Raw genomic sequence first — 12,743 nt, 5'->3', positions numbered from 1 at the left:
TCAAAGAGAATCCCATTTGATAGGGTAAAGGTTTCTTAACATACTGTCCAGGTCACACACTGTCCAGGTCACAAAACGCCCTTAGAGCTGGGTATAGCTTGGGCGCGGCGTGGATCGATCTCAACTGCCATCCGGAGCGATCGGGCAAATGCTTTAAAGCTAGCTTCGATGATGTGGTGGGAGTTGATTCCATCCAACTGACGCAGGTGGAGCGTCATCTGGGAATGGTTCACAATCGCCACAAAGAACTCCCGTACCAGTTGGGTGTCATAGGTGCCTACCCGTTCGGTTGGAATGGTTAATCCGTAGGTGAGATGGGGACGACCGGAAAAGTCGAGCGCTACCTGGATCAAGGCTTCATCCAGCGGTGCGACAAAATGCCCAAACCGAACAATCCCTTTGCGATCGCTCAGGGCTTTGCCTAACGCCATTCCCAGGGTGATGCCCACATCTTCGTTGGTATGATGATCGTCAATTTCGTAATCTCCCTGCGCCTGCACATCCAGGTCAATCAAACCGTGGGAAGCAATTTGGTGCAGCATGTGATCCAGAAAAGGCACACCTGTTTTCGCTGTGCATTGTCCAGTGCCATCTAAGTTGATACTCACCTGAACATTGGTTTCGCCGGTTTTGCGGCTGACGGACGCTGTTCGGGTGGGCAGCATCAAATTTTGGGGAAGATTGAGGCGGCGTTCTTGTGGCTCTGACAGAGCATCGCTAGTTTGCATGGCATCTATATCAAACACGTAGGCAATTCTATTATCCCGGTATTGCTGCTAAATGCCTATCCGCAAGCCCCTTATGTGAGGTGGGCATCCCCTACTGTCTTTCAGAAGACTCTAGTATCAGAGGGTGTTTGAAATGAACTGATGCAAATTGACCAGGAGGGGTCTTTCCGTAGACATAGAAGGGGTTGCCAAGTAAATGTTATGGTTACTACTTTTGAAGGATGAATAAACAAAAAAGTGATTTTAATCTGGAGTCATGGTTGGAAAACATAGACTATTTAGTCCAGCCTGTTACGACGAATACAAGATCTTCTGATAAATGGAGTAAAACAATGAGTTTAGAAGAAAGAGCAAAAGCAACTGCCAAAAACGTAGAAGGTAAAGTCCAGGAAGCGATCGGAAATGTGACCGGCGATCCTCAAGATCAAGTCGAGGGACAGCTCAAGCAAGCTGAAGCTTCTGCCCGTCATAGCAAAGAGGATATCAAAGATAACGTCAAGCGCACGATTGATAGAGCCTAGTTATCACCCATCCTAAATTCTTTGAACCCCTTTTCTATTCTTAGAAGAGGGGCTTCGTTTTAAATTCCTCATTTCTAAGGTATGCGATTGGCAACGACTGCAAATTCAAGACGACGGCTGAAATTCGTTTTTTGGGAGTGACTCCGGTTCATTCGCCATCAAAATTTGCATCTTTCTGATGGTTATCGTAAAGAACCAGGCAGCCCTATATAGATTGTTTTAACTACAGGTTTTTTAGTAGGATGCTGATTAACAATTTGAAACAGCGACATTAAACCCGTGGTTCAAAGTTCTAGCAGTTCTGATGTACAGATTCCTGTTGTTTCTGCCGATGATCCAGGCGTGTGGTCTGGGTTACTGCAACAGTTACTTGATCGCCAATCCCTTTCCCAAGAACAGTCAGCAGCGTTAATGCAGGGCTGGTTGGGTGAAAGGGTGCCGCCGGTTCTTTCAGGCGCTATCCTGGCAGCGCTTCAGGCAAAGGGGGTATCGGCGGATGAACTGGCAGGGATGGCGCGGGTTTTGCAAGCACAGGCTGCCTCCCTCCCCACACCCCACACCCCATACCCCACACCCTTAATTGATACCTGCGGGACGGGGGGAGATGGAGCCGGGACCTTTAATATTTCTACTGCTGTCGCTTTTGTTGCCGCCGCCGCCGGAATTCCCGTCGCCAAGCATGGAAATCGTTCTGCTTCCAGTCGAGTCGGGTCTGCGGATGTTCTGGAGGCGTTGGGTGTAAATTTGTCCGCCCCTGCCGAAAAAATTCAGGCGGCGGTTCAAGCGGTTGGAATTACATTTCTATTTGCGCCCGGTTGGCATCCGGCAATGAAAGCGATCGCGCCGATGCGTCGGACTCTGAAGGTGCGAACGATATTTAACTTGTTGGGTCCTTTGGTCAATCCGATGCGCCCTACAGGACAGGTGATTGGTGTGTGTGATCCTGACCTGGCGAAAACGATTGCCCAGGCATTAAACCAGTTAGGTACGCAACGGGCGATTGTTCTTTATGGACGGGAACGCCTGGATGAGGCGGGATTAGGGGATGCGACTGACCTGGCAATCCTCTCAAATCAGCAGGTACACCTGACCAGCATCAATCCCACCGAATTAGGGCTGGAGTCTGCCCCCCTGAGTGCGATCGCAGGCGGTGACCTTCAGCAAAATGCCGAGATTCTAAAAACTGTGCTGAAAGGCGGTGGCACCCAGGCACAAAAAGATGTGGTTGCCCTCAACGCTGCCCTTGCCCTACAAGTGGGCGAAGCCATCCCCCAGACAGAAAACTCCTACAGGGCTGGAATTTCACTTGCCAAAGAGGTTTTAAGCAGCGGTGCCGCCTGGAAAAAGCTGGAGCAACTAGCTGAGTTTTTGGCAGGGTGAAAGGGTGAAGAGAGTTTTGAGTTGAGAGTTTTAAGTTGAGAGTTTTGAGTTGAGAATTACAGCGATTTTCATTTGGTTAAGCCACACGATTCCCTACTCCCCACTCCCTACTCCCCGTATTTTCTGGGGTCTAAGCATCTGAAAACTGCTGTAATGGATGATGGGTAATGGACACGGGAAATCGGTAATGGTAGCCAGGAAACCTTTGCTCCTTACTAAGAATCCTGGATTTAATCACCCCGCAAACTGTACGGGCGGGTTTAGCAGTCCAATTTGCCTGGCGCGATGGATTTGACAGCAAAACCCGCCCCTCCCCAATTCCGAACTTATTTATTTCTCATTTCTAACTATTAACAACTCCTCACTCCTCACTCCTCACTCCTCACCACCATCACCTTCTAAAGTTTCGCCAATCTGCTCATTCCTGACTCCATGTCTAAATTAGGTCGTGCCATAATAAGGCGTTTGTTTCCTATAACTTTGTAACGAGGTCTATGGCAGTTTCTTCTACTCAGCCTGCACTGCTGGTTTTAGCCGATGGTACCTCTTACCAGGGTTGGTCGTTTGGGGCGACCGGCACCACAATTGGAGAGGTCGTTTTTAATACGGGAATGACGGGTTATCAGGAAGTCTTGACCGACCCAAGCTATTGTGGGCAGATTGTTACTTTCACCTATCCTGAGTTGGGCAATACTGGTGTCAACCCTGAGGATGAGGAGTCAAGCCATCCCCAGGTGCGGGGAGTGATCGCCCGTAACATCTGCCCTAAACCGAGTAACTGGCGTTCTACCCAGTCGCTGCCTGACTACCTGAAGCAGCACTATATCCTGGCAATCTATGGTATTGACACTCGTGCCCTTACACGCAAACTCCGTTCAGTCGGCGCGATGAATGGCGCAATCTCAACCGAAATTCTTGATCCGGCAGAACTGCTGGAGCAAGTGCAGGATGCACCTAGTATGGCAGGGCTTAATCTGGTTCGTGAGGTGACTACCTCGGAGGTTTATGAGTGGTCTAGCATTACCCAACCAGAATGGGAGTATGGCTCTACTCAACCCGGAACCGCCCAAGAGCCGCTAACTGTAGTGGCGATCGACTTTGGCATTAAGCGTAATATCCTGCGTCGTCTTGCCAGCTATGGTTGCCGGGTGATAGTTGTCCCTGCCGATACGCCTCCTGAAGAAATTCTGAAATACAACCCGGATGGTATTTTCCTATCCAATGGACCGGGAGATCCTGCTGCCAATGTCGAAGGCATTCAGACGACTAAAGCGTTGTTAGGATCTGAGAAGCCGATGTTTGGTATTTGCATGGGGCACCAAATTCTAGGGCTTTCCCTGGGTGGTGAAACCTTTAAGCTCAAATTTGGGCATCGGGGACTGAACCAGCCCTGTGGACTCCGCGAAAAGGTGGAAATTACCAGTCAGAATCATGGTTTTGCGATCGCGGCGGAGTCCCTTCCCGATGCCAGTGTAGAGATCAGCCACCTCAACTTGAACGATCGTACTGTTGCCGGTTTGCGCCATAAATCCCTGCCGCTCTTTTCTGTTCAGTACCACCCCGAAGCCAGCCCTGGTCCCCACGATGCGGATTATCTATTTGATCGCTTCGTTGAAGCCATGCGTCAGGATCGGAAAAAATCTCAAAAGTAAGGAATGAGAATGAAATAACATCCAAAAGTTTTCTATCATTCCGGGCGACAGCGTCGGCGTTGCCTGTCGGAGGTTTAGAAGCTCAGAGTTCTCCCCAGCAAAGGTTCATGCGAATGCTTCTGGGCGCTCTTACCCGGTGGGCAAGCAAGCTACAGGATGACAAACGCCGGAGTGGTTAAGTCTGTGATTCTCAGAAAAAAGCTGAAGGATCAAGGATGAAAACTTTTACCCTTTATTCTTTATCTTTCATCTTTTTTCTTATATTGCCAATTCTTCGCTAAGATATGGGAACTTCAGAACCACTGCCGGTACCAAATTATTTAGCCGGGGTGTATACTGAAGCGTCGAATTTAGGACTGAAACGCTAGGAGGGTTTTATTCCTGAGCCAATGACCTTGACTGTCAGCTTACGAGGCACCCGCGAAGTCAAGGATAACTACCAGCTATTTCGCCTCACTGGTCTTCTGGATGCTTTCTCCGAACCAACCTTTCGTAAGGTGATGACTAAATGTGTCGAGGAAGGTCCCAAGCACATCATTCTGGATTTGTCGAAGATTGATTTCGTAGACAGCTCCGGACTGGGTGCCTTAGTTCAGCTTGCCAAAAAGGCGCAGACGGCTGAAGGCACCCTGCAAATTGTGACGAACGCCCGCGTTACCCAAACCGTAAAGCTAGTTCGTCTGGAGCAGTTTCTTGCTCTGCAAACTTCGGTTGATGTTGCGATTGAAAACGTGAAAGGTTAAGTCGATGCTGAAGCTGATGGGGTAAAGCCTACCTATTTAAAAGGATGGTCTCAAAGCAGGGGTTTAGGAGGTTCTGGCAGCAAGCTTCAATTGGGGCTGCTGTCCCTCTAGCGTTAGGGTTGTTAGTGGCGATCGCCTTTCTAACCTGCCCGCCTGTTCTGTTGGCTGCCGAATCTAGGGATGTTCATCAATCAGCATTTCAGCCGCCTGCGATTCAGCCACCTGCCATTGTTAAGGAACTCCAGGAGATCCCATGAGTGTCGCTCGTCTCTCTGAAGACGACCTGAAAAGCGCTTTAAGCCAGCTTGATGGTTGGAGTGTTAAAGATGCTAAACTCCATCGCCAGTATCAATTTGGCTCTTTTGTTGAGGCATTTGGGTTTATGTCTAGCTTGGCGCTGGTTGCCGAGTCGATGGGGCATCACCCGGAGTGGTTCAATGTCTACAATCGCGTCACCATTGACCTGACTACCCATGACTCTGGCGGCATTACTCAGAAAGATGTTGATCTCGCTAAAAGAGCGAATGAATTAGCAAAATAATGAGTGAAGTAACGAGTGGGCTGAACTACTATCTTTAATGCTTCCCACCAATCTTTTAATCCATCGCCACAGTGGGGAAGAGGTCATTCCTAAACGACTGGCGCTGAGTCAGGAAAATCTGACTACGGCAGCTACGTTGATTGATCTATTCCAGTGTGCAAAGGGTAGCCCCCGCCGCGAACTGAACCGTCAGTTGCAGGAGTTGGAGGGAGAAAGTACTGATTACCGGATCAAGCGAGGATTGGCGCACCTGCTCAATGGTGATGCCTTTAGCCAGTTTGAAACCATCAGCCCCCTTGATCCATTGGAGTTGCGTCAGCGGATCTTTGCTCTCTCCGCCGAGTCAGCCCCCAGTCTCCAGGCAACCCAGGTTATTCTCCAAAGGGTCGCAGATGAACTGACCCAGAAACTTGACCAGGGAGTATTGCCAGAACAAGTTCAAGCAGGACTATATGCAGATCTGCCCGATAATCAGATTCTGATCAGTTTTGAAGCACCGACTCCAGAGGCATTATTGCACCGCTACAACCTGTCTCAGGTGCAGGGTGTGTTTTATCGTGCCAGTCACGTTATCCTCAATGCTCACCGTAACGATCCAGGTGAGTATAAGCTCTTATTCCGGTACATGAAGCTGTTTAGTCTCATGACCTATATCGAAGGTGATGCCGACCACGGCTTCACTCTGACGATTGATGGTCCGACTAGCCTGTTTAAATTGAATACGAACTATGGTTTAAAGCTGGCGATGCTCCTACCTGCTCTGCTCCATGTTACGAAGTGGAGCCTGACGGCTACCCTGCAACTTAAGGACACCTATTCTGGCGCTACCCGAACCAAGCGCTTTTCTCTGAACTCCAACTGTGGTTTAGTGACCCATTATCCTCCTGGTAAAACCTACGACAGTATGCTGGAGTTGGGTTTTGTCGATCGCTGGGCAAAAGTCAAAACTGACTGGCAACTGGAGCGGGAAGTAGATCTGATCCCCATTCCGGGTAGTGTGATGATTCCAGACTTTCGGTTGGTTCACCCGGATGGGCGCACTTTTCTGCTGGAAATTGTGGGCTACTGGCGTCCAGAGTATCTCAAGAAGAAGTTTTTCCAGGTGCGACAGGCGGGACGGCATGACCTGATTCTGGCGGTTTCAGAACGGCTTAATTTAGAAAAAGCGGGAGTCAAGTTTAACGAGACCGCTGCCAGGGTCATTTGGTTTAAGGATCAGTTGCTTCCTAAAACGGTGTTGGAAGTACTGGAGATCTGACTTCTGTCACAGTCAAACCTATCTCTGCCACTCTGTTGGCTAATTGTCGCGAATATTCTGTGGCAGAGGTTCTCTTTACTTAATCTTTAAATTCATTCGATTGGGTGAGTCAGACCCATCCATTTGGATGGCGAAATCAGGCTGCTTTCTGGGGGAATCTAGTAGGAGCAATAAGCCCTAATATCAGATTTCGATATCACATGAAGACTATCAATCCTGGTTCCCGCTCTCATCTGACGATAGGACAAATTCTCAACCATATTCTTGCCACCGGAAAAATTACCCGCGCGGATGAGATGTTTTTCTTTAAAACATTAGCCAGCGGAACTGCATTGAATGATTATGAAATGGATATGGTGACGGATGTTCTCGATCGCCTGCAAATGGGTCTTCTAAAAGTTGCTGACTAAACCTATCCCATTCTTTTGATCGCCGTAGTTATAAGCAATAGTACACGTCAACAGACGCACAACCTGTCGCACTATCCTTTTCTTCCGGGCACTTGAAATCTGCTTTAGTTAATGCAAATTCCGATGGGTAAAGGGTTTAGCCTGAGCACCTGAATAGGTCGCTGCGATATGTCCATTACCGACCAATTGATATTTGTAGGTCACTAATCCCTCTAAACCGACTGGACCTCTGGGTGGCATTTTCTGAGTGCTGATGCCAACCTCAGCACCAAACCCATAGCGGAACCCATCCGCAAAGCGGGTTGAGCAGTTGTGGTACACCCCCGCTGCATCTACCTGTGCCATAAAGATTTCCGCTGCGCGTACATCCTCAGTTGCGATCGCTTCCGTATGCCGGGAGCCATAGGTGTTAATATGGGCGATCGCCTCCTCCAGGGAGTCCACCACCTTGATTGCCAGAACCAGATCGCTATATTCGGTTGTCCAGTCTTCTTCCGTGGCTGCTGGGATATTGAGAATTTCGCGAGTATGATCGTCACCGCGCAATTTTACATTTCTCAACTGCAAGGCAACGACCGCTTCTAGCAAAAACTCAGACGAGATCGCTTGGTGGACCAGTAATGTCTCAATTGCATTACAGGCAGCAGGATACTGGGTCTTAGCATCTACCGCAATCATGATCGCCTTTTGCACGTTCGCTGCCTTATCCACGTACAAATGGCAAATTCCATCGGCATGTCCCAGTACAGGAATATGCGTATTTTGCTGGACAAACCGAACGAAGGAATTGGAACCTCTAGGAATAATCAGGTCTACATACTGATCCAGCTTCAACAGTTCCAGGGTTTCTTCCCGTGTCGTTAGCAGTTGAACTACAGAAGGGTCAATTCCTGCTACAGACAATCCCTGGCGAATCGCCTCAACCAATGCCTCACAGGATTGTAGAGCTTCCTTACCCCCCTTCAAAATCACACCATTACCGGACTTAATCGCCAGACTAGAAATTTGCACCACTGCATCCGGTCGCGCTTCAAAAATGACGCCTAATACTCCCAGAGGGCAGGTAATGCGTTTAAGCACCAACCCCTGATCCAGCTCCCGATGAATTTGGACTTCACCTATTGGGTCAGATAATTTGGCAACATCTCGCACACCTGCGATCGCCCCCTGCAATTTCCCCTCGTCCAACTTCAACCGGGCATAGATCGCCTGAGAAATGCCCTCTGCCTCTGCCGCCTGACAGTCAGCTTTGTTTGCCGCCAGAATATCTGATGCAGCAGATTCCAGAGATTGGGCGATCGCCTCTAGCGCCTTATTTTTCTTCTCAGTGGGCAATGTAGCCAGTAGTCGAGCATTGTCACGGGTCTGCTGGGCAAGGTCAATCAGCGATAAAGCAGCCCCAGAACTGGACTTGGTGACAGATGAAATACTCATGTTCTTAGAGGCAAAAAAAGCTGTGGAAAATTCAGAAACCCTTTCCCTAAAGGGTACAGGCTAACATAAACCGATAGCTTAGGATCGCACGAAATTGAGGTTTCTGTCCCATGTCTGTTGTTTCTGAGAAAAAACGTAAGGTGCAGGTACTCAAACTTGACTACCTTGCAGCCGATAACTTCAGAGTGCCAACTATTTTCAGTCAGGAATGGCTCAAACCGTTGCAATTTTTGCAATGACCTGAACCCACCGGGCAAACCCGCAGGATCAAACGATGTTGTGATTACATAGAGTTTTCTACTATCAAAGGAAACTAGCCAACCTGGTGTTCCTGGATTTTGCCGATGCGATCGCGCCCCACAAACCCATAGTTCAATCCCCACAACCCTCCAACCTTTAATACCTGGGGCTTCTGAGGAAGGACCCCCTTTGCCATGGATATTCCGTCGATCTTGAGCAACAATCACATATTTGGTCTTCCACCCATGTCACGCAATTTCACCTGATTCGGATGAACCATATCGCCTTTATTTGCTTTTCACTCCTACCTAAGGAAAATCAAAACGATCAAAGATTAGCCGAGCTAAGCTGCTTTAGCATCTTCAGCCTTTAACAGTGGAAAGCCCATTTCCTCCCGCTGCCTTAGATAAAGCTGCGCTACTTGCCTTGCCATGTTTCGGATGCGGGCAATATACCGGGTTCGCTCGGTCACCGAAATAACACCCCGGGCATCCAGCAAGTTAAATGTGTGCGAACACTTCAAAACATAGTCCAGACCAGGTAAGACCAGACCCTTCTCGATTAACTGCTGGGCTTCCTGCTCATACAATCCAAATAGTGTAAACAACATATCTGGGTTGGATGCCTCGAAATTATAGGTTGAATACTCAATCTCCCCTTGAAGATGGACATCCCCATAGCTGACCTCATCATTCCAGCGAATCTTGGTGAAAGCATTCACCTCCTGAAGGTACATCGTTAGCCGTTCTAGCCCGTAAGTAATCTCAATCGACACTGGGCGACAATCAATTCCACCACACTGCTGAAAATAGGTGAATTGGGTGATTTCCATTCCATCTAACCAAACCTCCCAACCAACTCCCCATGCTCCTAGGGTTGGAGACTCCCAGTTATCCTCCACAAACCGAATGTCATGATCCTCTGGCTGAATTCCCAGCGCTCGCAACGAATCCAAATAGACATCCTGAATATTATCTAGGGATGGCTTTATCAACACCTGATACTGGTAATAATGCTGATAACGGTTAGGGTTCTCTCCATAACGACCATCCGTTGGTCTTCGACATGGTTCTACATAGGCGACTGCCCAGGGTTCAGGACCGATCGCCCGCAAAAATGTATGGGGACTCATAGTACCTGCCCCCTTCTCCGTATCGTAGGGCTGGACAATCAAACATCCCCGCTCACCCCAAAATTGGTGCAGCGTAACAATGACCGTTTGAAAATTCACAAATTTTCCCTCTCAGGCAATCACAACACATTGGCTATTGTCGCTCAAAGCTTGCCAATAGTACGTTCTAGGGAAATCAGAAAAAAGCGCTTGACAGGCCTAGATGATTTAGCTACATTAGATAAGCGCGGTGAGGGGAAGCGACGCGAAAGCGGAGCGAACCGAGTTGCGAGTCGAACCAAGAAAAGAGAATAGTTTGAAAGCCAGAATAGCACTTAAACCTCGTCAAGGAAAGAGTGTTTAGGGAGAAATCCTTAAAAGATAGATTAAACCGGAGACTGAGAAGTTTCTGGAGCCAAAGACAGATTCTAAGTGAATCACATCATGGAGAGTTTGATCCTGGCTCAGGATGAACGCTGGCGGTATGCTTAACACATGCAAGTCGAACGGAGTCCTTCGGGACTTAGTGGCGGACGGGTGAGTAACGCGTGAGAATCTACCTTCAGGTTGGGGACAACGGCTGGAAACGGTCGCTAATACCCGATATGCCGAGAGGTGAAAGGCTTGCTGCCTGAAGAAGAGCTCGCGTCTGATTAGCTAGTTGGAGTGGTAACGGCACACCAAGGCAACGATCAGTAGCTGGTCTGAGAGGATGATCAGCCACACTGGGACTGAGACACGGCCCAGACTCCTACGGGAGGCAGCAGTGGGGAATTTTCCGCAATGGGCGAAAGCCTGACGGAGCAATACCGCGTGAGGGAGGAAGGCTTTTGGGTTGTAAACCTCTTTTGATTGGGAAGAAGATCTGACGGTACCAATCGAATCAGCATCGGCTAACTCCGTGCCAGCAGCCGCGGTAATACGGAGGATGCAAGCGTTATCCGGATTTATTGGGCGTAAAGCGTCCGCAGGTGGCTGGTCAAGTCTGCTGTCAAAGCGCGGGGCTTAACTCCGTAAAGGCGGTGGAAACTGGTCAGCTAGAGTCTGGTAGGGGTTGCGGGAATTCCCAGTGTAGCGGTGAAATGCGTAGATATTGGGAAGAACACCGGCGGCGAAAGCGCGCAACTGGACCGGAACTGACACTCATGGACGAAAGCTAGGGGAGCGAAAGGGATTAGATACCCCTGTAGTCCTAGCCGTAAACGATGGATACTAGGTGTTGCCCGTATCGACCCGGGCAGTGCCGTAGCTAACGCGTTAAGTATCCCGCCTGGGGAGTACGCACGCAAGTGTGAAACTCAAAGGAATTGACGGGGGCCCGCACAAGCGGTGGAGTATGTGGTTTAATTCGATGCAACGCGAAGAACCTTACCAGGGCTTGACATGTCGCGAATCCCCTTGAAAGGGGGGAGTGCCTTCGGGAGCGCGAACACAGGTGGTGCATGGCTGTCGTCAGCTCGTGTCGTGAGATGTTGGGTTAAGTCCCGCAACGAGCGCAACCCTCGTTTCTAGTTGCCATCATTAAGTTGGGCACTCTGGAGAGACTGCCGGTGACAAACCGGAGGAAGGTGGGGATGACGTCAAGTCAGCATGCCCCTTACGTCCTGGGCTACACACGTACTACAATGCTGTGGACAAAGAGCAGCCAACCGGCGACGGTGCGCTAATCTCATAAACCACGGCTCAGTTCAGATTGCAGGCTGCAACTCGCCTGCATGAAGGCGGAATCGCTAGTAATCGCAGGTCAGCATACTGCGGTGAATACGTTCCCGGGCCTTGTACACACCGCCCGTCACACCATGGGAGTTGGCCACGCCCGAAGTCGTTACTCCAACCGCTTGCGGAGGAGGACGCCGAAGGCAGGGCTGATGACTGGGGTGAAGTCGTAACAAGGTAGCCGTACCGGAAGGTGTGGCTGGATCACCTCCTTTTAGGGAGACCTACCCACTCTAAATCTGAAAGCACAATGTAATTAGGATAGAGTTGGTCATCCCAAGGTCGTTCGAGGATTGAGTGTTGGCTTTCAAACTAGCTTGGTTCGGAAATGGGCTATTAGCTCAGGTGGTTAGAGCGCACCCCTGATAAGGGTGAGGTCCCTGGTTCGAGTCCAGGATGGCCCACCTTGGGGGTTTAGCTCAGTTGGTAGAGCGCCTGCTTTGCAAGCAGGATGTCAGCGGTTCGAGTCCGCTAACCTCCACTGAGAGCGAGAGCTTTCAATTAAAAAAGCGATTTCAGCAACTAGTCTAGGTAAGCAACTGTGCTTAGTTAGATAGCCTGCTGGAGTTAATACCAGCCAGAACCTTGAAAACTGCATAGAACTTGTCAGGTAGAAGATGTCATGGTCAAATGTCATTGGTTACTTGTAATGAGTTAATCCTCAGAAACAAAGGGCAAATGACAAAAGGCAAATGACCTTTACAGACACCAATGAACTTGTTAAGTGGTCAAGCTAATAAGGGCTAACGGTGGATACCTAGGCACACAGAGGCGAAGAAGGACGCGGTTACCGGCGATATGCCCCGGGGAGTTGGAAGCGAGCATTGATCCGGGGGTTTCCGAATGGGGCAACCCTAAATACTACCCACTGAATCCATAGGTGGAAAAGAGACTCGCTGTGTGAAGGGGACAGCTTAGTAGGCTGCGGCGTAAGTTCAGCAACGATTCTAAGACGCAGGGGCAGGTGGTAGGTGGTAGGGAGCACGAATGGTAGACCAATTTGCACCAC

13 protein-coding genes, 2 tRNA genes and 2 rRNA genes are annotated in these 12,743 nt (G+C 49.5%); 13 read left to right on the top strand and 4 right to left on the bottom strand.

All coding sequences use genetic code 11. The annotated features are described in order from the left end of the window. Positions 1-68 precede the first annotated feature (68 nt). Positions 69-728 (bottom strand): imidazoleglycerol-phosphate dehydratase HisB, encoded by a 660-nt coding sequence (gene hisB / locus AC1S52_RS20915; RefSeq protein ID WP_482030987.1) that lies wholly within the window; start codon positions 726-728, stop codon positions 69-71. A 332-nt stretch (positions 729-1,060) separates the two neighbouring features. On the opposite strand from hisB, the gene AC1S52_RS20910 reads away from it, so the two are divergent. The 8 genes from AC1S52_RS20910 (at position 1,061) to AC1S52_RS20875 (ending at position 7,233) form a co-directional block, all read left to right on the top strand. Continuing rightward, positions 1,061-1,249, top strand: a complete 189-nt coding sequence (locus AC1S52_RS20910) for a CsbD family protein (RefSeq protein ID WP_482030986.1) — start codon at positions 1,061-1,063, stop codon at positions 1,247-1,249. 279 nt (positions 1,250-1,528) lie between these two features. Next, positions 1,529-2,629 (top strand): anthranilate phosphoribosyltransferase, encoded by a 1,101-nt coding sequence (trpD, locus tag AC1S52_RS20905; RefSeq protein ID WP_482030985.1) that lies wholly within the window; start codon positions 1,529-1,531, stop codon positions 2,627-2,629. Positions 2,630-3,123: 494 nt separating this feature from the next. Then, positions 3,124-4,281: a glutamine-hydrolyzing carbamoyl-phosphate synthase small subunit gene (carA, locus tag AC1S52_RS20900; protein ID WP_482030984.1), complete on the top strand. Its 1,158-nt coding sequence runs from the start codon at positions 3,124-3,126 to the stop codon at positions 4,279-4,281. Positions 4,282-4,670: 389 nt separating this feature from the next. Continuing rightward, complete coding sequence (locus tag AC1S52_RS20895) at positions 4,671-5,024, top strand: STAS domain-containing protein (RefSeq protein ID WP_482030983.1); 354 nt, start codon at positions 4,671-4,673, stop codon at positions 5,022-5,024. A gap of 44 nt (positions 5,025-5,068) precedes the next feature. Continuing rightward, positions 5,069-5,281 (top strand): hypothetical protein, encoded by a 213-nt coding sequence (locus AC1S52_RS20890; protein WP_482030982.1) that lies wholly within the window; start codon positions 5,069-5,071, stop codon positions 5,279-5,281. Continuing rightward, a complete protein-coding gene (locus AC1S52_RS20885; protein WP_482030981.1) occupies positions 5,278-5,565 on the top strand; it encodes a 4a-hydroxytetrahydrobiopterin dehydratase in 288 nt (95 codons plus the stop codon). The genes AC1S52_RS20890 and AC1S52_RS20885 overlap by 4 nt, the downstream gene beginning before the upstream one ends. A 37-nt stretch (positions 5,566-5,602) precedes the next feature. Further along, positions 5,603-6,823, top strand: coding sequence for a DUF790 family protein (locus tag AC1S52_RS20880; protein WP_482030980.1), 1,221 nt, complete (start codon positions 5,603-5,605; stop codon positions 6,821-6,823). A 200-nt stretch (positions 6,824-7,023) separates the two neighbouring features. After that, a complete protein-coding gene (locus AC1S52_RS20875) occupies positions 7,024-7,233 on the top strand; it encodes a hypothetical protein (protein WP_482030979.1) in 210 nt (69 codons plus the stop codon). A 108-nt stretch (positions 7,234-7,341) separates the two neighbouring features. Here the strand turns inward: AC1S52_RS20875 and AC1S52_RS20870 are convergent, their stop codons facing one another. Beyond that, the gene (locus AC1S52_RS20870; RefSeq protein ID WP_482030978.1) at positions 7,342-8,667 is read right to left on the bottom strand and encodes a glutamate-5-semialdehyde dehydrogenase; all 1,326 of its coding nucleotides are present in this window, start codon (positions 8,665-8,667) and stop codon (positions 7,342-7,344) included. 110 nt (positions 8,668-8,777) lie between these two features. On the opposite strand from AC1S52_RS20870, the gene AC1S52_RS20865 reads away from it, so the two are divergent. Beyond that, on the top strand, positions 8,778-8,906 hold the full coding sequence (locus AC1S52_RS20865) for a hypothetical protein (protein ID WP_482030977.1): 129 nt from the start codon (positions 8,778-8,780) through the stop codon (positions 8,904-8,906). 74 nt (positions 8,907-8,980) lie between these two features. On the opposite strand, the gene AC1S52_RS20860 is transcribed toward AC1S52_RS20865, so the two are convergent. Both AC1S52_RS20860 and glyQ read right to left on the bottom strand, forming a co-directional pair. Then, positions 8,981-9,103, bottom strand: a complete 123-nt coding sequence (locus AC1S52_RS20860; protein WP_482030976.1) for a hypothetical protein — start codon at positions 9,101-9,103, stop codon at positions 8,981-8,983. 147 nt (positions 9,104-9,250) lie between these two features. Beyond that, positions 9,251-10,138 carry a glycine--tRNA ligase subunit alpha gene (glyQ, locus tag AC1S52_RS20855; RefSeq protein WP_482030975.1) on the bottom strand — a complete coding sequence of 296 codons (888 nt, stop codon included), beginning with the start codon at positions 10,136-10,138 and terminating at the stop codon, positions 9,251-9,253. 321 nt (positions 10,139-10,459) lie between these two features. Between glyQ and AC1S52_RS20850 the strand changes: the two genes are divergently transcribed. The 4 genes from AC1S52_RS20850 to AC1S52_RS20835 all read left to right on the top strand — a co-directional run. Next, positions 10,460-11,949, top strand: a 16S ribosomal RNA gene (locus tag AC1S52_RS20850). A gap of 115 nt (positions 11,950-12,064) precedes the next feature. Continuing rightward, positions 12,065-12,138: transfer RNA gene (locus AC1S52_RS20845), tRNA-Ile, on the top strand. 4 nt (positions 12,139-12,142) lie between these two features. Then, positions 12,143-12,215, top strand: a tRNA-Ala gene (locus AC1S52_RS20840). A 245-nt stretch (positions 12,216-12,460) separates the two neighbouring features. Continuing rightward, positions 12,461-12,743 (top strand): 23S ribosomal RNA (locus AC1S52_RS20835); the annotation flags it as partial.

It is taken from the genome of Kovacikia sp. CALU 1929 (genome assembly GCF_056784235.1).
Note: the sequence above shows the minus strand (reverse complement) of the source record. Positions and strands in the feature narration are given on the sequence as shown.